The organism is Thermus islandicus DSM 21543 (assembly GCF_000421625.1).
GTDB lineage: Bacteria > Deinococcota > Deinococci > Deinococcales > Thermaceae > Thermus > Thermus islandicus.
The window spans coordinates 108,021-131,478 of sequence record NZ_ATXJ01000004.1; the positions used below are offsets into that span (position 1 = coordinate 108,021).

Genomic DNA, 23,458 nt, shown 5'->3' on the forward strand with positions numbered 1-23,458 from the left:
CCAGCCCCCGGCCTTTTTGTATACTCCGGCCGTGGCGAAGGCCCTGGTCCTCAAAGGCATCACCAAGCGCTTCCCTCTGGTCCTGGCCAACGACCATATCAGCCTGGACCTGGACTGGGGGGAGGTTTTGGCGTTGGTGGGCGAGAACGGAGCGGGCAAGTCCACCCTCATGAAGATCGTCTACGGCCTCCAGCCACCGGACGAGGGGGAGATGTGGGTGGACGGGAAGCCCTACCGGCCCAAAACCCCCTTGGACGCCATAAGGGCAGGGATCGGTATGGTCCACCAGCACTTCATGCTGGTGGAGCCCTTTACGGTGCTGGAGAACCTGGTGCTGGGGCTGGAGCCGGGAACCCCCTTCCGCCTGGACCTGGAAAGCGCGCGAAAGAGGGCCCAAAGCCTCATGGAAGCCCTGGGCTTTGAAGTCCCCTTGGACGCGCGCGTGGAGGACCTCCCCGTGGGCCTCCAACAGCGGGTGGAGATCCTCAAGGCCCTCTACCGGGAGGCCAGGATCCTCATCCTGGACGAGCCTACCGCCGTCCTCACCCCGAGGGAGGCAGAGGAGCTTTTCCGCTTCCTCAGGGCCTACGTGGCCCGAGGGAATGCCGCCATCTTCATCAGCCACAAGCTGAAGGAGGTTCTGGAGGTCTCGGACCGGGTCACCGTGATCCGGGACGGGAAGGTGGTGGGCACGGTCAGGACCCGGGAAACCTCCCTGGAGGCCATGGCCCGGATGATGGTGGGCCGGGAGGTGGTGCTCCGGGTGGAAAAGGCCCCGGCGAGGCCGGGGGAGGTGGTCTTGAAGGTGGAGGACCTCGAGGCCCCGCCCCGCCTCAAGGGGGTGAGCTTCCAGGTGAGGGCCGGGGAGATCGTGGGCATCGCCGGGGTGGAAGGGAACGGCCAAACCGAGCTGGTGGAGGCCCTGGCGGGCCTGCGCCCTTACCGGGGGGCGGTGCGCCTCCTGGGCCACCCGCTGCCCCCAAGGGCCCGGGGGGTCAGGGACCTGGGGGTGAGCCACATCCCCGAAGACCGCCTGTCCCGGGGCCTGGTCCTGGACTTTTCCGTCAAGGAGAACGCCATCCTGGGCGACCAACACCGCCCCCCCTTCCGGGGGTTTCTGGGCTTCCTGGAAGACGGGGCGATGGAGGCCAGGGCCCAGGCCCTGGTGGAGGCGTTTGACGTGCGCCCCCGCTCCACGGCGCTTCCCGCGCGGCGCTTCTCCGGGGGAAACCAGCAAAAGATCGTGGTGGGACGGGAGCTCCTAAGGGGCCCCCGGCTCCTCATCGCCGCCCAGCCCACCCGGGGCGTGGACGTGGGGGCCATAGAGTTCATCCACCAGCGCCTGGTGGAGGCCAGGGACCGGGGCTTGGCGGTGCTTCTGGTCTCCGCAGACCTGGCCGAGGTCCTTTCCCTTTCCGACCGCATCCTGGTCATGCAGGGAGGGCGGATCGCAGGCGAGGTGACCCCCGAGGAGGCCACGGAGGAGCGCCTGGGCCTCCTCATGGCCGGGGTCACTCCCTGAACTCCCCCGAGACCCGGGCCAGGACCACCACCTCCCCGGTCTTCAGGGCGTAGCGCACCCGCTCCCCTCGGACAAAACCCTTCTCGTCACGGCTCTCCACGCCGCCATACAGGTAGGCGTACCCCTCCTTCTCGGCGAGGAGGGCCCTCTCCGCCTTGGTGACGCGACCCCCTTGGGCGAGCTCCACCCCCCCCAAGAGCCAGAGGCGGTCCTCGTCCAGGAGGTAGCGGAGGCTTCCCGCCCTACCCTTAAGGGGCTTTTCCCCCTCCCTCTGGACCTCGAGGGGCCCCTCCAGGAAGGCCTCCCCCGTGTCGTTCAGGTAGCGGAGGCGGCTCCCCTTCACCCGTACCGCCCCCTGGGCCACCCATACCTCCCCCGGCTTAGGGTCCAGAAGGAGGCGGCCTTCCCCCTCCAGAAACCGGGCCTCCCCCCCGGAGAGGAAAAGCTCCTCCCGCCCGCCCCGCTCCACCACCGCCAAGGGCCCCCGGGCCTCCACCTCCTCCCCGAGGCGCACCCCCACCCCCTTGGGGTCAAAGAGCACCAGGCGCAGGTACCGCTCCGCCCGCCCCTCCCCCGCCCGCCTCAGGCGCATCAGGTAGGGCAAGCCCTCCCGCTCCAAGTCCCGGTTGAAGGCGGCCTCCACCCGCTCCCCCGGCCTCAGGCCCTCCTCCACGGCGCTCTCCTCGTTGCGGAAGAAGGCCCTCTCCCCCACCTGCACCCGCGCCTCCGTAAGCTCCCGGAGTTCCCCCACAAAGAGGTCCCCGTAGTCCGCGTAGAAGAGGGTCCCCTCCTCCCCGCTCACCCAGGCCACCACCTTCTTGTCCTTGCGGACCAGCTCCACTTGGGGACGGTACACCTCCTGGGCCAGCCCGAACACCAGCCCCACGAGGAGTCCGAGAAGGCAGGCGCGGCCGGGGAGCACGGCCTTAGGCCCTCACCTTTCCCCAAGCTTACGGAAGTCCTCCAGGGGGAGGCGGAAGGCCTTGCCGTACACCCGCACCTGGTGGCGGTTCACGTTGTGGAGAAGGGTGGAGCCGGAAAGCCGGAAGCCCTCCTTCTTGTTCTCGCTCACCGCAGGCCTACCCAAGACGATGGCCTCCCCGGTGGTGTCGTCGTAGTAGAGGCTCTCCCCGGTGGTCACCAGGTCCCCATCCTGGAGCCGCACGCCCCCGGTGGCGACGAGCCGCTTGGGACCGGTGAGGCTCCGCACCTCCTTGGCCAGGATCCTGAGGTCCCCCTCCTTGCGCTTGCGGGTGAGGACCACCTCCTTGGGGTCGGTAAAGACGGCAAGGCCACGCTCCTCCTCGTAGTACACGAAGCCCGCCCGGCCCTCCTGGTTGCCGCTCTTGAGGAGGGCGTTTTCGCTGGTGGAGGTGTCCGTATCCACTTGGAAGGTCATCCGGCTGGCCTCCACCTCCACGGGATCCTCCCCGGGCTTGGGCTCCTGGCGCATCCTGGCCGGGCCCAGAAGCTCCCCTTCCCCGGTCCTTTCCTGGTAGACCAGGATGGGCCCCCTGGCCTCCACGCGTCCCCTCTTCACCACCACCCCTCCCTCAAACCGGGCCTCCCGCTCCCCCTCCGCCTCCTGCATGGTCTTGCCCTTAGGCGCGGTGAGGGTGGCCCTCGGGGCCTCGATGAGGAGGTCCTTCACCCGGCCCTTGACCCCACCCTCAAAGGTCCAGGGACCAAAGCGCAGGTCCCCGGAGAGCCGACCGCCCTCCACCTGGATCACCCGGACGCCCGTGGCCGCCAAGGCCAGGCCTAAAAGCCAGATCCAGCCCAGTTTTCTCATGCGCTGCCTCCTTCCACGGTGCAGGGGCCAAAGCTTCCTCCTGCGGGGAACTCAAAGCGGGGGCTTCCCGCCTCCATCGTCTGGAGGCCGAAGTCCGAGCGGAAATCCCGGGCCTCGCCCCGGAGGTTGGGGGCCTCTACCCGCACCCAAGGGGCGAGAAAGCCCTCCTTCTGCCGGATGAGCACCTCCCCCTTCCCGGGGGCGGAAAGCTCCAGGCGGTAGCACCCCTTGAGGATCTCCACGCGGGCGTAGGGAGCCCGGAGGTTGTCCCCCGGCTCCACCACCACCTCGGGGGCGAAAAGGCGCAGGTCCAGCCGCCCCTCCACGTACCGGGCGCCGGAAAGCCCCCCGCGGATGCGGAAAACCCCCCCCTCCTCCACCATCGCCTCCGCCCGAAACCGCCACACCACCCCCTCCTCCTCGGGGAAAAGGGTGAACTCCACCCCCTCCAGCCTCACCGGAGGCCCCTCTTTCGCTCCCCTAGGGGGGCGAAAGAGGAAGAGGAGGGGAAGGAAGAGGGCAAGGAGGAAAGGCCAGAGGCGCCTCACGCCCTTCACCTTAGCCCAAGCTCCTTGAGAAGGATGACGCCTAGCCCAAAACATCCCGGGGGTTGCCCCGCACCCGAAGGTTCACCCAGGTCTTGCGCAGGCGCAAAAGGACCTTCAAGGGGCGGTAAAGGGGGGAGAGGGGGAGGGCGTAGGCGGGAAACCAGACCCTCCTCCCCCCAAACCCCTCCTTGAAGCGAAAGATCCCCTGCGCGTGGCTCCCTTCGGGGTTCCTCGGCACCCCCCAAAGGTCGTAGATCCGGTAGCCCCGGGCCATCCCGTGGCGGATGGCGGCGAGGTGCATCCCCATGGGGGCCTTGGCCTCGGGGTGGGCGCGGCTGCTCCCCCCATAGAGGTAGTCCACCTTCCCGGCAAAGGCCACGAAGAGCCCCGCCGCCAGGGCCTCCCCCTCCTTCCGGGCCAGGGCGAGGAAGGCCTCGCCCCAGGGCTGGTTCATCTCCCGAAGGACCGCCCGGTAGTAGGCCTCGGCGTGCTGCAGGAGCCTGGCCCGGCGGTTGGTCTCCTCAAAGAGGCGGAAGAACTCGGGAAAGGCCTCCTCCCCGGCGATGGCGAGCTCCACCCGCTTCAGGGCCAGGCGGGCGTTCCTGCGGTGCATCTCCTTCATGCCCCGGAGGAGGGCCTCCTCCCCTTGGGTGAGGTCCAGCCAGAGGGAGAAGGCCGGCTGTACCGGCTCCTCCGGGTAAAGCCCGGGGAAGGCCGGTGGAGGCTCCTCGAGGGCGAGGCCCGCCTCGGGCTCCAGAACCAGGTGGGTGCCCCGCACCCCCTGGGCCAGGGCCCGGGCCACCCGGGGAAGGTCCTGAAGGCGGGAAAGGGCGGGGCCTCGAGGGGCGTAGGCCAGGCCAAGCCCCCCGGGAAGGGGGCGAAGGAGGACCTGGGCCGCCCCCAAGGGCCTTTCCCCCTCGTAGACCGCAAGCCGCCTGGGCTCCCAGCCGGAAAGGCGCTTGACCTCGCCCCATCCCCAGGACTGCAGGGCGCTGGTGATGGGAAAGCCCGCCACCAGGCGGTTCCAGGCTTCGGGGTCGGTGATCTCTCGGAGCTCTGGCACCCCTCAAGCGTACAGAAGGGAGGCCAGCTCTTCCACCAGCCCATTCCCCTCCAGGGGAAGGCGCCCGGCCTTCAGGTACGCCTTCACCGCCTCGGCGAAGCGGGGGTCCTGAACCCGGGAGGCCCGCACCTCTATGGGAAGGAGGGGCCAGCCGTAGGCCAGGTGGCCGAGGAGGTCGTAAAGGTCGTAGTTCCCGGGGAGGAGGCGCCTTAAGAAGGCCTCGGTCCACCCCTTGGCCGTGAGGTTGTGGAGCAGGGCTCTGCGGCTCTGGGTCCTCCGCCAAAGGGCCTTGAAACGCGCCTCCTCGGGGAGGGCCTGGGCCAGGCGGACCCGCACCTCCTCGAGGGAGGCCGCCCGCTCCCCGCCCGGAAGGAGGAAGCCCTCCCGGGAAAGAAGGCCTTCCACCGCCTGCCTGAGCCTGCGTCCGGTAACGGGCTTTTCCAGGAAGAGGTCCGCCCCTAAAGCCTTCCCCACCTCCCCGAGTTCCCGCCCCCCGCCCGTGAAGAGGATCACGGGCACCTTGGCCAGCCGCCGCACGGCCCGGATGCGGCCCAGAAGGGTAAGGCCGTCCATCCCGGGCATAACCACGTCCAGAACAATAAGGTCGGGGGTTTCCTTTCGCAGGTATTCCAGGGCCTCCCTGGCGGTCTCCGCCTGGACCACCTGGTGGCCGTCGCCGGAAAGGACCACCTCCAGGAGGTAACGAAGGCTGGGATCGTCGTCCACTACGAGGATCCGGGCCACCTCCCTATCCTAAACCCCAGGCCCTTAGCGTACCATGAATGGGTATGAGGATCGCCTTTCAGGGAACCGAGGGGGCCTACAGCGAGGAGGCCCTGCTCAAGACCTTTCCCGGGGCCACGCCCCTAGGGTTCCCCACCTTCCATCAGGTCTTTGAGGCGGTGGAGTCGGGAGAGGCCGAGCTGGGGGTGGTGCCCGTGGAGAACACCACCGCCGGCAGCATCAACCAGACCTACGACCTCCTCCTGGAAAGCGACCTCCACGTGGTAGGCGAGATCGTCCACCGGGTGGAGCACTGCCTCCTCGCCCCCGAAGGTACCGAGCTCACCGAGCTCAAGGCGGTGAAGAGCCATCCCCAGGCCCTGGCCCAGTGCGACGGGTTCCTGGCCCGCCTACGCCTCGCCCCGATCCCCGTCTACGACACGGCGGGGGCGGCCCGGGCCCTGGCAGAAAACCCTGAGCCCGGGGTAGGGGCCATCGCCTCGAGGCGGGCCGCGGAGCTCTACGGGCTTAGGGTGCTGGCGGAGAACATTGAGGACTATCCCCACAACTACACCCGCTTCTTCGTGATCGGGCGGGAAGAGGCCCCAAAGGGGGAAGGCCCCTACAAGACCAGCATCGTCTTCGCCGTAAGGCACCGCCCCGGGGGCCTTCTGGAGGCTCTACAGGTCTTTGCCGAAGCCGGGGTGAACCTCACCAAGCTGGAGTCCAGGCCCAGGCGGGACAGGCCCTTCAGCTACCTCTTTTACCTGGACCTCGAGGGCCATCTGGAAGAGCCGGGGCCCGCCCAGGCCCTTTTGGGGCTCCTACGGCGGGCGGCCTTTCTCAAGGTCTTAGGCTCCTACCCCGCCTACCGGAACGGCGCTTAAGGGAAGGTTCAGCCGGAGCGCACGTCCACCACCCGCTCCCCCGCGGCCTTGAGCCTTTCCGGTACCCCCGCCACGTCCTCCCCCACCACCCGCATCACCAGGCGCTGGTAGCCCGGAAGGTGGGCCGCGGTGGCGATGGAAACGATGTTGGCTGGGGGCACGGCCCGGGCCATCTGGGCCAAGGCCCCGGGCACATCGGGAATGTCCACGGTGATGCGCAGGCCCCCAAGCCTCAAGCCCAGGGCTTCAATAAAGGCCCGAAGGACGTCGGTGACGGTGATGATGCCCACAAGCCTTTCCCCCTCCATCACCGGGAGGCCCCCGATCTTCTTCTCCTCCATGAGGAGGGCGGCCTTTTCCAGGGGCTCGTCGGCCGCGATGGTGATCACCGGTTTGGCCATCACCTCCTCCACGGGGAGCTTGGAGAGCAGGTAGTTCATCTCCCAGACGGAAAGGGTGGTGGCCTTGGAGGGCATGGCGTCCTTGAGGTCCTTGTCCGTCACCAGGCCCACGAGCTTCCCGTCCCTCATCACGGGGAGGCGACGGAAGCCCCTCTGCCGAAGCAGGTGGATGGCCTCCAACACCGGGGTGTCGGGGGTGACGGTAAGGGGGTCCCGCGTCATCCAGTCCCTGACCAGCATGGTCCACCTCCAAGCTGCAGTCTATCCCGGGCGGAGGGGGAAGAATGTCCCAAGGCCCAGCCCCATAGGCCGGGCCCCGGCTTGCCCACGTCCCTTAGCGCAGGTTAACCCCGATCACCGTGCGGCCGAACCGCCCGCCGCCAAAGGCGTAGAAGTACTCCCCGTCCAGGAAGAGGCCGGTGCGGGGGTCCAGCAGGAACTCCACCCCCAGGGAAAGCCCGAGGCCCACCTCGGGGTTGCTGCCGCCGGGGATCCACACCCCAAGGCCCCCGCCGAAGTAGGGGCGGATGCCCCTGAGGTCGCGGTCCACCTGCCCCAGGTCGGGCTTGAAAAGGAAGTCCCCCGCCACCAGGAAGGAGGGCCCGGAGGGGAAGAGGTCCCCGTAGACCCGGAGGGCGGTGTTCCGCTCCAGGGGCGCCTCGAGGCCGAGCCCGAGGCCCGCAGGGGGAAGGGAGAGGCGGAAGGAAACCGCCCGCTCAGCCCAAGCTCCTGTTCCCAAGGCCAAAAGCGCGAGAAGGAAGAAGGCTTTCCTCATACCGTCACCTCCCGGGGGCTAGGGTACCCCAGCCCAGGCCAACAGGGAAGAGGGGATTTTCTCACGCGCCCTTCACCCAAGGCCGGTAGGCTCTTTCCCATGAAGCGCTTTTCCCCGGCCCTCCTTCTTCTGGCCCTGGGCGCCCTCCTTACCCCCATGCTGGCCCAGAACAAAAACGTGGCCAGCCGCGTGGGCTTCGTGGACGCCGATGCCCTGGTCCAGGCCCACCCCGACTACAAGAAGGTGCAGGAGCTCCAGGCCCAGGCCCGCAAGGAGCTCGCCCCCCTCGAGGAGAAGCTCAAGCCCCTGGACCAGAAGGTGCGCTCCGGACAGGCCACCGCCAAGGAGCGCCAGGATTACGAGGCCCTGATGAAGACCTATCAGGACACCCTCAAGCGCTGGCAGGAACGGCAGAACCCGGTGCTCAAGCCCATCCTGGAGGAGGTGGACCAGGCCATCGCCAAGGTGGCCAAGGCCCAGGGCTTCGCCGTGGTCATGAGCCGGCAGGTGGCGGCCCAGTCGGGCCTGGTGGTCTACGCCGACGAGGAAACCGACCTCACCCAGGCGGTCATCCGGGAGCTGAAGCGCTAAGCCCCGATGAGCAAGGCCCCGGAAGCGCCGGGGCCCTTTCCTCCTCTTCCCCCCGCTTTATATAATGCCTCCGATGGCTAAGCGGAAGCCCGCGAAGCCCACGCGCAACCGCGACCTCGAGGCCCTCTCTGCCCTGGCGGGAGGGGCGGGCTTTTTCCTCCTCTCCCCCCTCCTCCTTCCCACCGCCGCCCTGGGGGAGTTCTTAGAGGAGCACTTCTACCGCTTCCTGGGGCTTCCCGCTTACCTGGTGCCCTTCGGCCTCTTCCTCCTGGCCTACGCGCTATACCGCCACCATCCCCTTAAGCCCCTCCTCCGGCACCTCCTCCACGCCCACCTCCTGGCCTTCGCCCTCACTCCCCTCCTCGGCCCCCTCTCGGGAAGGCTGGGGGAGGGCTGGAGGCGGGCCCTCGAGGCCCAGGCGGGGGCCCTCGGCCTCCTCTTCCCCGCCCTCCTCGCCTCCTTGGTCCTGGACCTCTGGCGGGGAAGGCCCCCCTTCCACCTGCTCCTCGGCCTGCTGCGCCTCGGGGTGGAAGGGGTACGCCGGGGGCGCTACGGGGTGAAGACCCTCCTCCTCAAGGCCCAAATCGCCCGCCTGGCCCGCCTCTACCCCGAACACACCGCCCTCAAGGCCCTGGGCGAAAGCCTCTCCCCCGAGGAGCTCCCCGAGGTGGAGCAGGCCCTTAGGGCCTTCCTGGCCGAGCGGGCCAAGGAGCTGGAAAAGCGGCTGGGGGAGGAGCAACGCCCGCTAGAGCCCAGGCTCCAGGCCCTCCTCCAGGGCCTGAAAACCCCCGTGGCCGGAACAGGCCCCTTGCGGGACGCCCTGGAGGAGAGGCGGGCCGCCCTGCTCCTCGAGGCCCAGGCCCTCCGGGCCAGGCTCAAAGCCCTCTCCGCCCTTCCCCGGGTGTCCCCGAGCCTCCGGGGCCTCCTCCGGGGAAAGAGGCTCCTGGAGGAAAGAAGGGCCCGCTGGGAGGAGGCCTCCGGCCTGCTCATGGACCTGGAGGAGCGCTTTGGGGAGCTTTCCCGCTGGCTGGCCTTTCTCGCCGCCCACCCCGAGGCAGAGAAGGAGGCCCTCAAGGCCCTCCTCACGGGAAGCCCGCCCCCCAAGGAGGCCCCACCCCCAGCCCCGGAACCCGAGCCCTTTGACCTGGACTTGGTCTTCCCCGAGCCCGTTCGGGAGGAAAGGCCCCAGGAGAAGACCCCGCCCGCCCCCGCCGCCCTCGCCCTCCCTCCCCCTGACCTCCTGGACCCGCCCGAGCCCAAGGGGACGAGCCGGGCCCTGGAGGAAGAGGCGGAGCGCCTGAAGCGGGCCATCGGGGAAACCCTAAGGCAGTTCGGGGTCCAGGCCGAGGTGGTGGGCCACGCCCGGGGGCCCTCGGTGACCCGCTACGAGCTCCTCCCCGCCCCGGGGGAGAAAATCAGCCGCATCCAGAGCCTTCAGAACGACCTGGCCCGGGCCCTGGCGGTGGGGGCGGTACGCATAGAGGCTCCCATCCCCGGGAAGCACACCGTGGGCCTCGAGGTGCCGAACCCCAAGCGCGAGGTGGTGCGCCTCTCCGAGGCCATCCTCTCCCCCGCCTTCCAGCACGCCAAGGGCCTCCTCCCCCTGGTCCTGGGCAAGAGCATAGAGGGGGAGATCTGGGTGCGGGACCTCGCCCGAATGCCCCACCTCCTCATCGCTGGCTCCACGGGAAGCGGCAAGAGCGTGGCCATCAACGCCCTCATCGCAAGCCTCCTCTACCGGCACCTCCCCACCTCCTTGCGCCTCCTCCTCATTGACCCAAAGATGGTGGAACTCACCCCCTACGAGGGGATCCCCCACCTGGTGCGCCCCGTGGTGACGAGCCCAGAGGAGGCCGCCGGTGTGCTCCAAGGGGCCGTGGCCCACATGGAAAGGCGCTACCGGATGATGAGCGGGGTGGGGGCGAGGAACCTGGAGCAGTACAACGCCAAGGTGGGCCCCGAGGAGGCCCTCCCCTACCTGGTCATCGTGGTGGACGAGCTGGCCGACCTCATGATGACCGCCCCCAAGGAGGTGGAGGCGGCCATCCTGCGCCTCGCCCAGATGGCCCGGGCCACGGGGATGCACCTCATCCTCGCCACCCAGCGCCCCAGCGTGGACATCCTCACCTCCCTCATCAAGGTGAACATCCCCGCCCGGCTGGCCTTCGCCGTCTCCAGCGGCTTTGATTCCCGCACCATCCTGGACACCCAAGGGGCGGAGAAGCTCATCGGCCAGGGGGACGCCCTCTTCCACCAGCCGGGCCTCCCCAAGCCCGTGCGCCTCCAGGTGCCCTACATTTCCGAAGAGGAGGTGGCCCGCCTGGCCGGCTTCCTCCGGGGGCAAAGCCACGAGGACCGCTTCGCCGAGGCCTACGCCAGCGACTTTGAGCCCCCCAGGCTCCCGGAGGGAGGGGGCGTGGGCGAGGTGGACTTCTCCGACCCCCTCCTGAAGAAGGCGGCGGAGATCGTGGTGGAGGAGGGCTACGGCTCGGTGAGCCGCCTGCAGCGGCGGCTTTCTGTGGGCCACGCCCGCGCCGGCAAGCTCATGGACGCCCTCGAGGCCATGGGCATCGTGGGGCCGGCCCGGGGGTCCAAGCCCCGGGAGGTCCTCATCACCAAGGAGCAGCTCAAGGACTTCTTCGGCTGATGTGCTAACATGGGCCCTCGTGGAAACGGTGCCGGGCGGGCGCTGGGTGGCGGAGATCTACGGCTGCGACCTGGACGTGCTGGAGAACCCCAAAATGGTGGAGGCCGCCCTTCTGGACGCGGTGATGCGTCTGGGCGCCCCTAGGGAATCGGCCCAGTCCGTGGTCTACAAGTTCCACCCCCAGGGGCTTTCGGCGGCGGTGGTGAGCCCCGTGGCCGCGGTGATGATCCACACCTGGCCTGAGGACGGCGCCTCGGCCACCCTGGACCTCTACTTCTACCGGGACGGGGTGGACCCGGAGGAGGTCCTGAAGGGGCTCTCTCGGGCCTTTGGGGCCAAGGAGGAGTCCGCCTTCCGCTACTGGCGGGGCACGGAGCACGCCATCAAGCGCCGCGCCTTCGGCGCGCAAAAGGAGGGTTAGCCATGGACTACGGCATGTACTTCTTTGAGCACATCACCCCTTTTGAAACCATGGTGCGCCGCATGGAGCGGGTCATCGCCTCGGGGCGCACCCGCTACCAGGACTATTTCCTCTTTGAGACCAAGGGCTTTGGCAAGGTTCTGGTCTTGGACAAGGACGTGCAGAGCACGGAGCGGGACGAGTACATCTACCACGAGACCCTGGTCCACCCCGCCATGCTCGCCCACCCCGAGCCCAAGGCGGTGCTCGTGGTGGGGGGCGGGGAAGGGGCTACCCTGAGGGAGGTCCTCAAGCACCCCACGGTGGAAAAGGCGGTCATGGTGGACATCGACGGGGAGCTCGTGGAGGTGGCCAAGGCCCACATGCCCGAGTGGCACCAGGGGGCCTTTGAGGACCCCCGCACCGTCTTGGTCATCGAGGACGCCCGGGCCTACCTGGAGCGGAACCCGGACACCTACGACGTGATCCTCATTGACCTCACCGACCCCGTGGGGGAGGAGAACCCGGCCAGGCTGCTCTACACCGTGGAGTTCTACCGCCTGGTGAAGAGCCGGCTGAACCCAGGCGGGGTCATGGGGATGCAGGCGGGGATGATCATGCTCACCCACCACCGGATCCACCCCGTGGTCCACCGGACGGTGCGGGAGGCCTTCCGCTATGTGCGGAGCTATAAAAACCACATCCCGGGCTTCTTCTTGAACTTCGGCTTCCTCCTGGCCTCCGACGCCTTTGACCCCGCAGCCTTCTCGGAAGGGGTCATGGAGGCCCGGATCCGCGAGCGGGGCCTCCCCTTGCGCCACCTTTCCGCCCCCTACCTCGAGGCCATGTTCGTCCTCCCCAAGGACCTGGAGGAGGCCATCGCCCAGGAAACCTTGGTCTCCACCGATCAAAACCCCTTTTACGTCACCCCTGAGGGGGAGGCCCGGCAGGCTCCCCTCCCGGGCTAAGGCTTCTCAGGCAGGGGCGTGGTACAGTGAGCCCATGCCGCGCGTCATCGTGGCCGTAGTGATGGTGCTCGCCCTGGTGGGCCTGGGCTGGATCTTCCTCGGTCCCAAAGGAAAAGCCGGCCTGGACCCCGCCCGGGGAGCCCGGTTCGCCTTGGGCCGGGAGGACGCCCCCCTCGTGGTGGTGGACTTCTCCAACTACCTCTGCCCCCACTGCCAGAACCACGCCCTAAACGTTCTTCCCCGGCTCAAGGCCGAGTACATAGACACGGGCAAGGTGCGCTACCTCTTTCGGGACTTCCCCTTCCCCGGCCAGGCGAACGTGATCCGGGCGAGCGAGGCCGCCGCCTGCGCCGCCGAAGAGGGCCGGTACTACGAGTACCACGAGGTCCTCTTCCGGGCGGCGGCGAGCTGGGGCGGCCTGGAGGGCCCCTCCCTGGACCGGTACCTCACCGACCTGGCCGGCCAGCTGGGGCTGAACCCAAAGGCCTTCGCGGAATGCCTAGCCTCGGGGCGGCACCGCGAAGAGGTCCTGGCCGACCAGAAGCTCGCCACCGACCTGGGCCTTACGGGCACCCCCACCTTCTTCATCGCGGGGGAGAAGCGCACGGGCTTCTTGCCCTACGAGGAGTGGAAGGCCCTCTTGGACAAGGCCTTGGCTGAGAAAAAGTAGGCAGGTCGGGCTTGGGGCAGGGGGTAGGCTTCCCCTGCCCCCTTTGCTACCCTTGGGGCATGGAAGCCCTCTGGGTGGGCGCGACCTTCGCCCTGGGCCTTCTCGCAAGCCGCCTGGGTTTCCCGCCCCTGGTGGGCTACCTGGGGGCAGGGTTTGCCCTCCACGCCCTGGGCTTCCGGGAGACGCCCTTCCTGCGCCAGGCGGCGGAGGTGGGGGTTCTCCTCCTCCTCTTCAGCGTGGGGGTAAAGCTCAGGCTCAAGGATCTCCTCGAGGCCCGGGCCCTGGGAGCAGGAAGCCTCCTCCTCGTCCTCTTCAGCCTCCTGGCCTTTCCTTGGGTGAAAACCCTTCCCCTGGCCCTAGCCCTGGGCTTCTCCAGCACGGTGCTGGTGGCCAAGATCCTGGAGGACAAGAGGGAGCTCACCACCTACCACGGGAGGCTTTCCATCGGCATCCTGGTCCTGCAGGACCTGGTGGCCGTGGGCCTCCTCGCCCTTTACGGGGCCCACGGCCCAAGCCCCTGGGCAGCCCTCCTCCTCTTCCTGCCCCTTTTGCGCCGGGGAACGGCTTGGCTCCTAGAGCGAAGCGGGCATGAGGAGCTTTTGGTCCTCTTCGGTCTCGGGCTCGCCCTCCTAGGCGGGGAAAGCTTCCGTTGGCTTGGGCTTCCCCCCGAGCTCGGGGCCCTGGTGGCGGGGGCCCTCCTTTCCGGCCACCCCAAGGGCACGGAGATGGGCAAGGCCCTCTGGAGCCTGAAGGAAGCCTTCCTTGTAGCCTTTTTCCTGGAGATCGGCATGCGGCAGGGCCTGGCCGGGGTGGACTGGGGCTTGGTCCTCAGCCTCCTCCTCCTCTCCCTGCTCAAGGCCCCCCTGTACCTCGCCCTCCTCCTCCTCCTCGGCCTCAGGGCCCGCACCAGCTTCGTGGCGGGGCTCTACCTCGCTAACGCCTCGGAGTTCGCCCTGATCGTGGGCGTGGCCCTGGAAAAGCAGGGGGCCCTGCCAGGGGGCCTGGCCACCCTGGCCCTCACCGTGGCCCTCTCCATGCTCCTCTCCGCCCCCCTGGCCCGGCAGAGCCACGGGCTCTACAAGCGCTTAGAACGCTTCCTCCTGCCCTGGGAACGCCGGGGCGTCCACCCCGATCAGGAACCCGAGCGCCTGGATGGGGCCACGGTGCTGGTGGTGGGTATGGGACGCACCGGAGGGGCGGTCTACCGGGTGCTGGAGGCCCAAGGGGAGCGGCCCTTCGGCCTGGACGCCGACCCCGAGAAGGTGGAGCGCCACCGGGCCAAGGGGAGGAAGGTCCTCTACGGGGACGCAGAGGACCCGGAGCTTTGGGAAAGGCTGGACCTTTCGGGGCTGAAGGCGGTGGTGTTGGCCATGCCGGACCTCGAGGCCAAGCTCCTCGCCGCCCGCTGGCTTAAGGAGCGGGGCTTCCGGGGTCTGGTGGCCGCCACCAGCTTCCACCTGGAGGAGGACCCAGCCCTTAAGGGGGCGGGGGTCACCCTCCTCTTCCACCCCTTCCGCGAGGCGGGGGAACGCCTGGCGGAGAGGGTTCTGGAGGCGCTGGCTATAATGGGTGGGGTGAGCCATGGCCGGTCATAGCAAGTGGGCCCAGATCAAGCGGAAGAAGGCCGCGAACGACCTGAAGCGCGGCAAGATCATCTCCAAGCACCTTAGGGCCATCCAGGCAGCGGCCCGGGCCGGAGGAAGCCCTTACCCCGAGGCCAACGTACAGCTACGGAACGCCATTGAGGCCGCCCGGGCCGAGGACGTGCCCATGGAGAACATTGAGCGCCTCCTGCAGAAGCTCCAAGGGGGCGGGGAGGGCGCGGAGCAGTACGAAGAGGTGGTCTACGAGGGGTACGCCCCCGGGGGGGTGGCCGTCTTGGTCTACGCCCTCACCGACAACCGCAACCGCACCGCCAGCGAGGTGCGCCACGTTTTCACCAAGCACGGGGGCTCCTTGGGCACCTCCGGAAGCGTGGCCTGGCAGTTTGAACGGAAAGGGATCCTCGTCTGTGAGAACAGCGAGGCCGCCCAGGAGGCCGCCATTGAGCTTGGGGCCTGGGACCTGGAGGAGGAAGGGGAAAGCCTCACCGTGTACACCGATCCGGCCGACGTCTACCGCATCGCCGAGGAGCTGCGGCGGCGGGGCGTGCGGGTGGAGGCGGTGGAGGTGGCCCAGCACCCGCAGAACACCGTAACCCTTTCCCCGGAGGAGGCGGCCAAGGTGATGCGCCTGGTGGAGGCGCTAGAGGACCTGGACGACGTCCAGCACGTCTACACCAACCTAGACCCCGCGGGCCTCCAGGTGGAGGCCTAGTACCCCCCCCGAAGTCCCCGCAAGGGTATAAGGCCTACTCCTTCTTACGCCTCTTCTCCTCCCGCATGAGGCGGCGGCGCTCCGCCCGGGAGAGCCCCGGCTGGGGAGGGGGGGTGGAGGGGCGTTTCTTGGCCACCCCAAAGACCCCGGCCTCCTGGGGCTTGGCCTCGGGCTCGGGCACGGGGGTGTAGGGGGCCGGGCGCACGGGCTCGGCCTCCACCTTGAGGCGGAAGAGGAACTTGGCCACCTCCCCCTTGATGGAGGCCACCATCTCGTTGAAGAGGCGGGTGGCCTCAAACTTGTACTCCTGGAAGGGGTCCTTCTGGCCGTAGCCCCGGAGGAAGATCCCCTGGCGGAGGACGTCCAGGTTGTGCAGGTGCTCCTTCCAGGCGGAGTCCACCACGTTGAGGATCACGAAGCGCTCCACCGCCCGCATGAGGGGAGGGGTGAGCTCCCTTTCCCGGGCCTCGTAGGCCTTCAGGGCCGCCTCCACCAGCCGCTCCACCCCTTCCTCGGCCTTGAGGGCGCGGAGCTCGGGGAAGGGGAAGCCCTCGAGCTGGGGGACCGTGTCCAGGAGGGCAGCCCTGAGGGCCTCGAGGTCCCAGTCCTCCGGGTGGACCTGGGGGTTTAGGTGGTTCTCGGCGATGGCCGCCACCGTCTCCTCCACCATCCCCAAGGCGGCCTCCCGCACCTCCTCGTCCTTCCCCAGGAGGATCAGGCGGCGCTGGGCGTAGATGACCTCCCGCTGGCGGGCCATCACGTCGTCAAACTGGAGGAGCTGCTTGCGGATGGCGAAGTTTCGGTCCTCCACCCGCTTCTGGGCCCTCTCTATGGAGCGGCTCACCATGGGGTGTTCAATGGGCTCGGAGTCGTCAAAGCCCATCCGGTCCAGCATGGCGATGACCCGGTCGGAGGCGAAGAGGCGCATGAGGTCGTCGTCAAAGGAGACGTAGAAGCGGCTCCCCCCCGGGTCCCCCTGGCGCCCCGCGCGGCCCCGGAGCTGGTTGTCTATGCGGCGGGACTCGTGCCGCTCCGTGCCGAGGATGAAAAGCCCCCCCAGCTTCCTCACCCTCTCCTCGTCGGCCCGGCACTCCTCCCGGATCTCGCGAATCCTGTGAAGAAGCTCCTCCCTCACCCCGAGCTCGGCCGCAAGGGCCCGGGCCTCCTCCTCCTGGCCCGCCACCATCTTCTTGATGAGGAGCTCCACCTTCCACTCGTAGCGGCTATAGCCCTCCTTCTCCAGAAGGGCGGCGGCCAGGTACTCGGGGTTGCCCCCGAGCTTGATGTCCGTGCCCCGGCCCGCCATGTTGGTGGCGATGGTGACGGTCTTGGAGCGGCCCGCCTGGGCGACGATCTCCGCCTCCTTGTCGTGGTGCTTGGCGTTTAGGACCTGGTGGGGGATGCCCTGGCGGAGAACGGAGAGGGTGTGCACCGCCCGCTTAAGCCCCTCCCAGGCCGTGCGCAGGGCCCCTTTTGGGGGAACGAGGCCCTCAAAGGGGGCGAGGTCCTCGTCCTTGAGGCCCGTGGGCCTTTCCAAAAGCTTCCTCAGGCGCTCCCACTCGGGGCCCTGTTGCTTGGCGCTGGCCTTCTTGAAAAGCTCCACCCGCATCTCCAGGCGCGGGAAGTACAGCCTGGGCTCTTTGAGCATCTGGGAGAGCCTTTCGGACTTCTCAATGCTGATGGTGCCCACCAGGACGGGCTGGCCCCGCTCGTACTTTTCGGCGATCTCCTCCACCACGGCGTAGAACTTCCCCTTCTCCGTCCGGTAGACCACGTCGGGGAAGTCCACGCGGATCATGGGCCGGTTGGTGGGGATCACCACCACGTCCATGCCGTAGATCTCCTGGAACTCCTTCTCCTCGGTCTTGGCGGTGCCGGTCATCCCCGCCCGCTTCTCGTAGAGGCGGAAGAAGTTCTGGTAGGTGATGGTGGCCAGGGTCTGGTTCTCCCGCTCAATCCGGACCCCCTCCTTGGCCTCAATGGCCTGGTGGAGCCCCTCCCCGTAACGCCGGCCCGGCATGAGGCGGCCCGTGAACTCGTCCACGATGATGACCTGGCCGTCTTGGACGATGTAGTCGCGGTCCCGGTGGTAGAGCTCCTTGGCCCGGATGGCCTGGATGAGCATGTGGGCGAGCTCCATGTTCTCCGGGCTGAAAAGCCCCTCCACCCCGAGGAGCTTCTCCGCCTTGGCGATGCCCTGGAGGGTGAGGTGGACGGAGCGGTTCTTCTCCTCAATGGTGTAGTCCCCCGTGGGCTCCTTCCGCACCCCGGGCTCGGCGGGCAGGCCCCTCTCCAGCTTCTTGGCGATCTCGGCCATCCTGTAGTAGAGGTCGGTGGCCTTCTCGGCGGGGCCACTGATGATGAGGGGGGTGCGGGCCTCGTCAATGAGGATGGAGTCCACCTCGTCAATGATGGCGTAGTGGAGGGGGTGATCGTGGCGGAGGACGAGCTGCTCGGGGCTTATCGCCATGTTGTCCCGGAGGTAGTCAAAGCCGAGCTCGGAGTTGGTCACGTAGGTGACGTCGCAAAGGTAAGCCCGGCGGCGCTCCTCGGGGGTGGAAGCGTGCTGGATGACCCCCACGGAGAGGCCCAGGCCCCGGTAGACGGGCCCCATCCACTCGGCGTCGCGCCGGGCCAGGTAGTCGTTCACCGTGACCACGTGGACGCCTTTGCCGGTGAGGGCGTTTAGGGCCACGGCCAGGGTGGCCACCAGGGTCTTGCCCTCCCCCGTCTTCATCTCGGCGATCTTCCCCTCGTGAAGGACGGCCCCGCCGATGAGCTGGACGTCAAAGTGCCGCATGCCCAGGTAGCGCTTGGCCGACTCCCGGGTGAGGGCGAAGGCCATGGGGAGGAGCTCGTCCAGGGAGGCCCCCTTCTCGTGCTTCTCCTTGAGCTCGCGGTAGGCGGCGGCGAGGTCCTGGACCCTCTCCACCTCGGCCTCGAGCCGGTTTACCGGCTCCACCACCTGCTTCTGGTAGCGGGCGATCTCCCGCTCGTTGTTGTCAAAGAGCTTCCGTATGAGGCCCAGCATCCTAAGCCCGATTGTACCCCCTCGGGATGAGAAACCCCTCAGGGCCCCTCGAGGGGCCAGTAGGCGGTGGCCCCCAAGGAAAGGGGACTTGGGGGAAAACCTCTCCTATAGCGGCGCCAGGCGGCCAGGGCGATCATGGCCCCGTTGTCCTGGGAAAGGCCCCGGGGCGGGAAGAAGACCTGCAGGCCTGCCTCCTTAAAGCGCTCCTGCAGCGCCCGGTTCGCCGCCACCCCCCCGGCCACGAGGAGGGTTGTGTGCCCCGTGTTCTTCGCCGCCCTTAAGACCACCTCGGCGAGGTGGGCGATGGCCGCCTCCTGGAAACCTTTGGCCAGGGCGGCCTTGGGGAGGCCCTTCTCCACCAGGCGGAGGGCGTGGGTCTTGAGCCCGGAGAAGCTGAAGTCGTACCCCTCCTGATCCCTGAGGGGCACGGGGAAGGGAAGGGCCTCCTCCGCCTCTCCCGCCAGGCGCTCCACCTCCGGCCCCCCGGGGAAGCCGAGGCCCAAGAGCCTCGCCACCTTGTCAAAGGCCTCCCCGGCGGCGTCGTCCCGGGTGGCCCCGAGGAGGCGGTAGCGGCCCAGGTCCAGGACCTCGTACAGGTGGGTGTGCCCTCCCGAGGCCACCAGGGCGAGGAAGGGGGGGTTTAGGTCCTCGGGCCAGGCGGCGGCGATGTGGCCCTCGAGGTGGTGGATGGCGTAGAAGGGCCTATCCAGGGCAAAGGCCAGGCCCTTGGCGAAGGTGTACCCCACGAGGAGGGCCCCGATGAGGCCGGGCCCCCGGGTGGCGGCGATGAGGTCCAAGTCCTGGGGCCCTATCCCCGCCTCGGCCAGGGCCCTTTGGACGAGGGCGGGAAGGGCCTTCAGGTGTTCCCGGCTTGCGAGTTCCGGCACCACGCCGCCGTAGGCCTCGTGCAGGCGCACCTGACCCGCCACCAGGTTCACCCGCACCTCGCCGTCCTGCACCAGGCCCACCCCGGTGTCGTCGCAGGAGGTGTCCATCCCCAAGACCCACACCGCCTCCACTCTAGCAAGGGGTAGCCTGAGGGCAGGGTGCTCTGGCTCCTCCTTCCCGTCCTCCTCCTCGTCTACCTCCTCTACCGGAGGCGCGCCCCTAGGCCCAAGCCCTGGGCCGGGGTGTGGCTTTGGAAAAGGGGGCAGGCGAGGCGCTTCCGCCCCCGGCCGGACCTCAGGCTTTTCCTCCTCCTCTTGGCCGGGGCCCTCCTGGTTCTGGCCCTCGAGGACCCTCCCCTGGGGCCTTCCCCCATGGTCTTCGTGGTGGACGCCTCCGCCAGCATGGCGGCCCTGGAGGGCCGGGAGACCCGCCTGGACCTGGCCAAAAAGCGGCTCCTTCCCCTCCTGGAAAGGGCCCCGGAGGCGGTCTTGGTGCGGGCGGGGGAAAGGCCCACCGCCTTCGGCCCCGCTCCCGGAGTGGCCCTAAAGGAGAGGTTGCTCGCCTTGGAGGCCAAGGACCGGGGGGCGGACCTGGAGGCGGCCATCGCCTTGGGAAGGAGGCTTCTCAAGGCCCCGGTGGTGGTGGCCACGGACGGCCCACCGCCCCCTGGGGTAGAGGGGTACCTGGGGGTGGGAAGCTCCCAGGAGAACCTGGGGATCGTGGCGGTGGCCCCGAGGTTTTTGGCGGTGGGGAACAGCGCCCCTGCCCCCCGCCTGGCCCGGGTGGAGGTGGGGGGCAGGGTGCGGGAGGTGCGGGTCCCCGCCCGGGGCTACGCCCGCCTTCAGGGCCTCCCCCAAACCTTTTCCGCCCGGCTCCAAGGGCAGGACGCCCTGCCCCTGGACGACCGGTCGGCCTTCGGCCTAAGGCGCCTGGGGGTGGACTTCCCGAGGCTTCCCGCCCTGGAGAGGCTTTTCCGCCTGCTCTCCGCCGTGCCGGGAAACGAGGTCCGGGTGCGGGTGGGCGTGCCCCAAGGCCCCCCGGAAGGGCCCACCCTCTACCTGGCCCCCTCCGGAGGTAGCCCTCTTCCCGTCCTCCTCACCGCCCCCCATCCCCTTCTGGAAGGGGTGGTCCTCCTGGGGGAAAGGCTTCCCCCGCCCCCCAGGCCCCCAAAGGGCTGGCAGGCCCTGGCCGAAGGGGAGGGTGGCGTGGGCCTCCTCTACTTCGCCGAAGGGGGCCTTTACCTCCCCCCCCTCCCCGCCATCCAGGACCGGCCCTTTTTCCCCCTTTTGGTCTACCAGTTCCTGAAGCCCTACCGGGAGGTGCGGCAAGGCCTCCTCGCCCCGGAGGAGACCCTCCTCCCTGTCCCCGAGGGGAGCTTCCTCCCCAGGGCCCCCGGAGGGGCGGGCCGCCTCCTGGCCCTTTTGGCGGGGCTCACCCTCCTCGCGGAGGGCCTCCTCTTCCTGCGGAGGCCACAAGGGGCATAATGGAGCCATGCGCTTTCGCCCCTTCGCCGAGGAGGACCTGGACCGCCTGAACCGGGTAGCGGGGGCAAGGCCCCTCCGCCTCGGGGCCCTCCGGTTCTTCGCCCGCACGGGCCACTCCTTCCTGGCCGAGGAAGGGGAGGAGCCCTTGGGCTTTGCCCTGGCCCAGGCGGTTTGGCAAGGGGAGGCCACCACCGTGCTCATCACCCGGATTGAGGGAAAGGCGCAAGAGGTCCTCCAGGGCCTCCTTCAGGCCGTGGTGAAGAGCGCCTACGACGCCGGGGTCTACGAGGTGGCCCTGCACCTGGACCCCGCCCGCAAGGAGCTGGAAGAGGCCCTCAAAGCCCAGGGCTTCGCCGTGGGGCCCCTGGTCCTGGCGGTGCGGGTCCTGGGAAGCCGCGGGATGCGGGGGGAAACCCGAGGCGTCCTAGAATAGGGCCATGAGCCGCGTGTTGATCGGGATTCGCGGGGAGCCCACCCCAGAGGGGATGGCGCGAATCCTCGAGGCCCTTAAGGCCCTGGAAGGCGTCGCCGAGGCCCAGGCCACGGGCCCGGCCCAGGTCCTGGTGGAATACGACCCCCAGACCCTCACGGTCATGGACCTGATCCGCACCCTCCGGGAGGAGGGCTTCCTCGCAGGCATGCTCTAGTAGACTGAAAGCCGAGGTGCCCCATGCTGGACTTTTACGCCGTGGAGGACCTCCTCACCCCGGAGGAAAAGGAGGTGCAGAAGGCGGCCCGCCGCTTTCTGGAGAAGGAGGCCCTGCCCCACATCGCCGAGTGGTGGGAAAGGGGGGTGTTCCCTACCCACCTCGTCCCCAGGTTTGCCGAGCTAGGCTTCCTGGGGGCCACCCTCCCCCCGGAGTACGGGGGAGCGGGGGTGACGAGCGCCGCCTACGGCCTCATCTGCTACGAGCTGGAAAGGGTGGACTCGGGGCTCAGGAGCTTCGTGAGCGTCCAGAGCTCCCTGGTCATGTACCCCATCTACGCCTTCGGGAGCGAGGAGCAAAAACGGCAGTTCCTCCCCAGGCTCGCCCGGGGGGAGATGGTGGGGTGCTTCGGCCTCACCGAGCCCGACGGGGGCTCTGACCCCTACGGCAACATGAAGACCCGGGCCCGGCGGGAAGGGGACACCTGGGTCCTCACAGGGAACAAGATGTGGATCACCAACGGGCACCTGGCCCACCTCGCCCTCATCTGGGCCAAGGACGAGGAGGGGGTGGTGCGGGGCTTCCTGGTGCCCACCGACGCCAAGGGCTTCCAGGCCCGGGAGGTCAAGCGCAAGATGAGCCTACGGGCCTCGGCCACCAGCGAGCTCATCCTGGAGGGGGTGCGGGTCCCCGAGGCCCTGCGCCTGCCCAAGGCGGAGGGGCTCAAGGCCCCCCTCTCCTGCCTTACCCAGGCCCGCTTCGGCATCGCCTGGGGGGCCATGGGGGCGCTGGAGGCCGTGCTCCTCGAGGCCCTGGACTTCGCCAAAAGCCGGCAGAGCTTTGGCCGGCCCATCGCCGCCAAACAGCTCGTGCAGGCCAAGCTGGCCGAGATGCTTTCCTGGCACACGGAGGGCCTCCTCCTCGCCTGGCGGCTCGCCCGGCTCAAGGACGAGGGGAGGCTTAAGCCCGCCCAGGTCTCCTTGGCCAAGCGGCAGAACGTGAAAAAGGCCCTGGAAGGGGCCAGGCTCGCCCGGGAGATCCTGGGGGGGAGCGGGATCACCCTGGAGTACCACGCCATCCGCCACCTGCTCAACCTGGAGACCGTCTACACCTACGAGGGGACCCACGAGGTCCACACCCTGGTCCTGGGACGGGAGCTCACGGAAGAGAGCGCCTTCTGATGCTGGTGGCCTTTACCGGGGATCCCTTCTTGGCCAAGGAGGCCTTCTGGCAGGAAGCGCGGCTATGGGGGCTTTCCCGCCTTACCGAGCCCACGCCCGAGGCCCTCGCCCAGGCCCTCTCCCCTGGCCTCTTCGGGACCGGGGGGGCGCTTTTGGACCTTCGGGAGCTCTCGGAGGGGGAGTGGAAGGCCCTCAAGCCTTTCCTGGAAGGGATCCCGGAAGAGGTCCCCGTCCTCGTCCTGGACCCCAGGCCAAGCCCCTCCCGGGCTGCCTTCTACCGGAGCCGGGAGCGGCGGGACTTCCCCACCCCAAAGGGGAAGGACCTCCTCCGGCACCTAGAGAACCGGGCCAAACGCCTGGGCCTCCGGCTTCCCTCGGGGGTGGCCCAGTACCTGGCGAGCCTCGTGGCTCCCCCCTCAGGGGAGGAGGCCGTGGACCTGGAAGCCCTGGAGCGGGAGCTGGAGAAGCTTGCCCTCCTCACCCCGCCCCTCACCCTGGAGAAGGTGGAAAGCGCCGTGGCCCTCAAACCCCCCGTGGGCGGCTTTGACCTGGTGAGGGCTGTGCTGGGGAAGGACCCCAAGGAGGCCCTGGCCCGCCTAAAGCGCCTTAAGGAGGAAGGGGAGGAGCCCTTGCGGGTGCTCGGAGCCCTTTCCTGGCAGTTCGCCCTCCTCGCCAAGGCCCACTTCCTCCTCCAGGAAACCCCCAGGCCCAAGGAGGAGGACCTCTCCCGCCTCAGGGTCCACCCCTACGCCGCCCGGAAGGCCCTGGAGGAGGCCCGCCGCCTGCAGCGGGAAGGGCTTGCGGAAGCCCTGGACACCCTCATAGAGGCGGAAAGGCGCGCCAAGGGGGGCAAGGACCCCTGGCTCGCCCTCGAGGCGGCCGTCCTCCGCCTTGCCGGTTGACCCGCGGGTCAGCCCCGGGTAG

Annotated in this window: 23 protein-coding genes; 14 read left to right on the forward strand and 9 right to left on the reverse strand. The window is 68.8% G+C overall.

Features of this window, described 5'->3' with window-relative positions; genetic code table 11:
• The first annotated feature begins 31 nt into the window (after positions 1–31).
• Positions 32–1,522 carry an ABC transporter ATP-binding protein gene (locus H531_RS0105775; RefSeq protein ID WP_028490679.1) on the forward strand — a complete coding sequence of 497 codons (1,491 nt, stop codon included), beginning with the start codon at positions 32–34 and terminating at the stop codon, positions 1,520–1,522.
• Here the strand turns inward: H531_RS0105775 and H531_RS0105780 are convergent.
• Genes H531_RS0105780 through H531_RS0105800 form a run of 5 tightly spaced genes read right to left on the reverse strand, consistent with a single transcriptional unit; the run spans position 1,512 to position 5,669 of the window.
• The gene (locus H531_RS0105780; RefSeq protein WP_022798416.1) at positions 1,512–2,444 is read right to left on the reverse strand and encodes a hypothetical protein; all 933 of its coding nucleotides are present in this window, start codon (positions 2,442–2,444) and stop codon (positions 1,512–1,514) included. The two genes, H531_RS0105775 and H531_RS0105780, sit on opposite strands and share 11 nt — an antisense overlap.
• Positions 2,445–2,456: 12 nt before the next feature.
• Positions 2,457–3,314, reverse strand: coding sequence for an LptA/OstA family protein (locus tag H531_RS0105785; protein WP_022798417.1), 858 nt, complete (start codon positions 3,312–3,314; stop codon positions 2,457–2,459).
• Positions 3,311–3,916, reverse strand: a complete 606-nt coding sequence (locus H531_RS0105790; protein ID WP_245540666.1) for a hypothetical protein — start codon at positions 3,914–3,916, stop codon at positions 3,311–3,313. The genes H531_RS0105785 and H531_RS0105790 overlap by 4 nt, the downstream gene beginning before the upstream one ends.
• On the reverse strand, positions 3,903–4,925 hold the full coding sequence (locus tag H531_RS0105795) for a lipid II:glycine glycyltransferase FemX (protein ID WP_022798419.1): 1,023 nt from the start codon (positions 4,923–4,925) through the stop codon (positions 3,903–3,905). Before H531_RS0105795 ends, H531_RS0105790 begins: the two co-directional genes overlap by 14 nt.
• A 3-nt stretch (positions 4,926–4,928) precedes the next feature.
• A complete protein-coding gene (locus H531_RS0105800) occupies positions 4,929–5,669 on the reverse strand; it encodes a response regulator (RefSeq protein WP_022798420.1) in 741 nt (246 codons plus the stop codon).
• 44 nt (positions 5,670–5,713) lie between these two features.
• Here H531_RS0105800 and pheA point away from each other — a divergent pair, with 44 nt between their 5' ends.
• Entirely contained in the window at positions 5,714–6,535 is an 822-nt protein-coding gene (gene pheA / locus H531_RS0105805; protein WP_022798421.1) for a prephenate dehydratase, read from the forward strand.
• An 8-nt stretch (positions 6,536–6,543) separates the two neighbouring features.
• Here the strand turns inward: pheA and H531_RS0105810 are convergent, their stop codons facing one another.
• The gene (locus H531_RS0105810; protein WP_022798422.1) at positions 6,544–7,176 is read right to left on the reverse strand and encodes a CBS and ACT domain-containing protein; all 633 of its coding nucleotides are present in this window, start codon (positions 7,174–7,176) and stop codon (positions 6,544–6,546) included.
• Positions 7,177–7,270: 94 nt separating this feature from the next.
• The gene (locus H531_RS0105815; protein ID WP_022798423.1) at positions 7,271–7,711 is read right to left on the reverse strand and encodes a hypothetical protein; all 441 of its coding nucleotides are present in this window, start codon (positions 7,709–7,711) and stop codon (positions 7,271–7,273) included.
• A gap of 99 nt (positions 7,712–7,810) precedes the next feature.
• Between H531_RS0105815 and H531_RS0105820 the strand changes: the two genes are divergently transcribed.
• The 7 genes from H531_RS0105820 to H531_RS0105850 all read left to right on the forward strand — a co-directional run bounded on the left by H531_RS0105820 (position 7,811) and on the right by H531_RS0105850 (position 15,303).
• On the forward strand, positions 7,811–8,302 hold the full coding sequence (locus H531_RS0105820) for an OmpH family outer membrane protein (protein WP_022798424.1): 492 nt from the start codon (positions 7,811–7,813) through the stop codon (positions 8,300–8,302).
• Between the two features lie 73 nt (positions 8,303–8,375).
• On the forward strand, positions 8,376–10,949 hold the full coding sequence (locus H531_RS0105825; protein ID WP_022798425.1) for a DNA translocase FtsK: 2,574 nt from the start codon (positions 8,376–8,378) through the stop codon (positions 10,947–10,949).
• Positions 10,950–10,968: 19 nt separating this feature from the next.
• Entirely contained in the window at positions 10,969–11,370 is a 402-nt protein-coding gene (speD, locus tag H531_RS0105830) for an S-adenosylmethionine decarboxylase (RefSeq protein ID WP_028490680.1), read from the forward strand.
• A gap of 2 nt (positions 11,371–11,372) precedes the next feature.
• Positions 11,373–12,317 carry a polyamine aminopropyltransferase gene (gene speE / locus H531_RS0105835; protein WP_022798427.1) on the forward strand — a complete coding sequence of 315 codons (945 nt, stop codon included), beginning with the start codon at positions 11,373–11,375 and terminating at the stop codon, positions 12,315–12,317.
• Positions 12,318–12,351: 34 nt separating this feature from the next.
• Positions 12,352–12,987 (forward strand): DsbA family protein, encoded by a 636-nt coding sequence (locus H531_RS0105840; RefSeq protein ID WP_022798428.1) that lies wholly within the window; start codon positions 12,352–12,354, stop codon positions 12,985–12,987.
• 59 nt (positions 12,988–13,046) lie between these two features.
• The gene (locus H531_RS0105845) at positions 13,047–14,582 is read left to right on the forward strand and encodes a cation:proton antiporter domain-containing protein (protein ID WP_022798429.1); all 1,536 of its coding nucleotides are present in this window, start codon (positions 13,047–13,049) and stop codon (positions 14,580–14,582) included.
• Positions 14,569–15,303 carry a YebC/PmpR family DNA-binding transcriptional regulator gene (locus H531_RS0105850; RefSeq protein ID WP_022798430.1) on the forward strand — a complete coding sequence of 245 codons (735 nt, stop codon included), beginning with the start codon at positions 14,569–14,571 and terminating at the stop codon, positions 15,301–15,303. The genes H531_RS0105845 and H531_RS0105850 overlap by 14 nt, the downstream gene beginning before the upstream one ends.
• 34 nt (positions 15,304–15,337) lie before the next feature.
• On the opposite strand, the gene secA is transcribed toward H531_RS0105850, so the two are convergent.
• Both secA and tsaD read right to left on the reverse strand, forming a co-directional pair.
• Positions 15,338–18,334, reverse strand: a complete 2,997-nt coding sequence (secA, locus tag H531_RS0105855) for a preprotein translocase subunit SecA (RefSeq protein WP_028490681.1) — start codon at positions 18,332–18,334, stop codon at positions 15,338–15,340.
• 38 nt (positions 18,335–18,372) lie between these two features.
• Positions 18,373–19,344 (reverse strand): tRNA (adenosine(37)-N6)-threonylcarbamoyltransferase complex transferase subunit TsaD, encoded by a 972-nt coding sequence (gene tsaD, locus H531_RS0105860; RefSeq protein ID WP_028490682.1) that lies wholly within the window; start codon positions 19,342–19,344, stop codon positions 18,373–18,375.
• A 36-nt stretch (positions 19,345–19,380) separates the two neighbouring features.
• On the opposite strand from tsaD, the gene H531_RS0105865 reads away from it, so the two are divergent.
• Genes H531_RS0105865 through holA form a run of 5 tightly spaced genes read left to right on the forward strand, consistent with a single transcriptional unit; the run spans position 19,381 to position 23,436 of the window.
• Positions 19,381–20,706, forward strand: coding sequence for a vWA domain-containing protein (locus tag H531_RS0105865; RefSeq protein WP_022798431.1), 1,326 nt, complete (start codon positions 19,381–19,383; stop codon positions 20,704–20,706).
• Positions 20,707–20,713: 7 nt separating this feature from the next.
• Complete coding sequence (locus H531_RS0105870) at positions 20,714–21,139, forward strand: DUF1999 family protein (RefSeq protein ID WP_022798432.1); 426 nt, start codon at positions 20,714–20,716, stop codon at positions 21,137–21,139.
• Between the two features lie 4 nt (positions 21,140–21,143).
• Positions 21,144–21,353, forward strand: a complete 210-nt coding sequence (locus H531_RS0105875) for a heavy-metal-associated domain-containing protein (protein ID WP_022798433.1) — start codon at positions 21,144–21,146, stop codon at positions 21,351–21,353.
• Between the two features lie 23 nt (positions 21,354–21,376).
• The gene (locus H531_RS0105880) at positions 21,377–22,534 is read left to right on the forward strand and encodes an acyl-CoA dehydrogenase family protein (RefSeq protein ID WP_022798434.1); all 1,158 of its coding nucleotides are present in this window, start codon (positions 21,377–21,379) and stop codon (positions 22,532–22,534) included.
• The gene (gene holA / locus H531_RS0105885; RefSeq protein WP_022798435.1) at positions 22,534–23,436 is read left to right on the forward strand and encodes a DNA polymerase III subunit delta; all 903 of its coding nucleotides are present in this window, start codon (positions 22,534–22,536) and stop codon (positions 23,434–23,436) included. The genes H531_RS0105880 and holA overlap by 1 nt, the downstream gene beginning before the upstream one ends.
• Positions 23,437–23,458 lie beyond the last annotated feature (22 nt).

Excerpts from the sequence above, each read along its gene's own strand:
- H531_RS0105785 (WP_022798417.1), bottom strand. The coding sequence starts at position 3,314 with ATGAGAAAACTGGGCTGGATCTGGCTTTTAGGCCTGGCCTTGGCGGCC.
- H531_RS0105790 (WP_245540666.1), bottom strand. The coding sequence starts at position 3,916 with ATGTTTTGGGCTAGGCGTCATCCTTCTCAAGGAGCTTGGGCTAAGGTG.
- pheA (WP_022798421.1), top strand. The coding sequence starts at position 5,714 with ATGAGGATCGCCTTTCAGGGAACCGAGGGGGCCTACAGCGAGGAGGCC.
- H531_RS0105810 (WP_022798422.1), bottom strand. The coding sequence starts at position 7,176 with ATGCTGGTCAGGGACTGGATGACGCGGGACCCCCTTACCGTCACCCCC.
- H531_RS0105815 (WP_022798423.1), bottom strand. The coding sequence starts at position 7,711 with ATGAGGAAAGCCTTCTTCCTTCTCGCGCTTTTGGCCTTGGGAACAGGA.
- H531_RS0105820 (WP_022798424.1), top strand. The coding sequence starts at position 7,811 with ATGAAGCGCTTTTCCCCGGCCCTCCTTCTTCTGGCCCTGGGCGCCCTC.
- H531_RS0105825 (WP_022798425.1), top strand. The coding sequence starts at position 8,376 with ATGGCTAAGCGGAAGCCCGCGAAGCCCACGCGCAACCGCGACCTCGAG.
- speE (WP_022798427.1), top strand. The coding sequence starts at position 11,373 with ATGGACTACGGCATGTACTTCTTTGAGCACATCACCCCTTTTGAAACC.
- H531_RS0105840 (WP_022798428.1), top strand. The coding sequence starts at position 12,352 with ATGCCGCGCGTCATCGTGGCCGTAGTGATGGTGCTCGCCCTGGTGGGC.
- H531_RS0105845 (WP_022798429.1), top strand. The coding sequence starts at position 13,047 with ATGGAAGCCCTCTGGGTGGGCGCGACCTTCGCCCTGGGCCTTCTCGCA.
- H531_RS0105850 (WP_022798430.1), top strand. The coding sequence starts at position 14,569 with ATGGCCGGTCATAGCAAGTGGGCCCAGATCAAGCGGAAGAAGGCCGCG.
- secA (WP_028490681.1), bottom strand. The coding sequence starts at position 18,334 with ATGCTGGGCCTCATACGGAAGCTCTTTGACAACAACGAGCGGGAGATC.
- H531_RS0105870 (WP_022798432.1), top strand. The coding sequence starts at position 20,714 with ATGCGCTTTCGCCCCTTCGCCGAGGAGGACCTGGACCGCCTGAACCGG.
- H531_RS0105875 (WP_022798433.1), top strand. The coding sequence starts at position 21,144 with ATGAGCCGCGTGTTGATCGGGATTCGCGGGGAGCCCACCCCAGAGGGG.
- H531_RS0105880 (WP_022798434.1), top strand. The coding sequence starts at position 21,377 with ATGCTGGACTTTTACGCCGTGGAGGACCTCCTCACCCCGGAGGAAAAG.
- holA (WP_022798435.1), top strand. The coding sequence starts at position 22,534 with ATGCTGGTGGCCTTTACCGGGGATCCCTTCTTGGCCAAGGAGGCCTTC.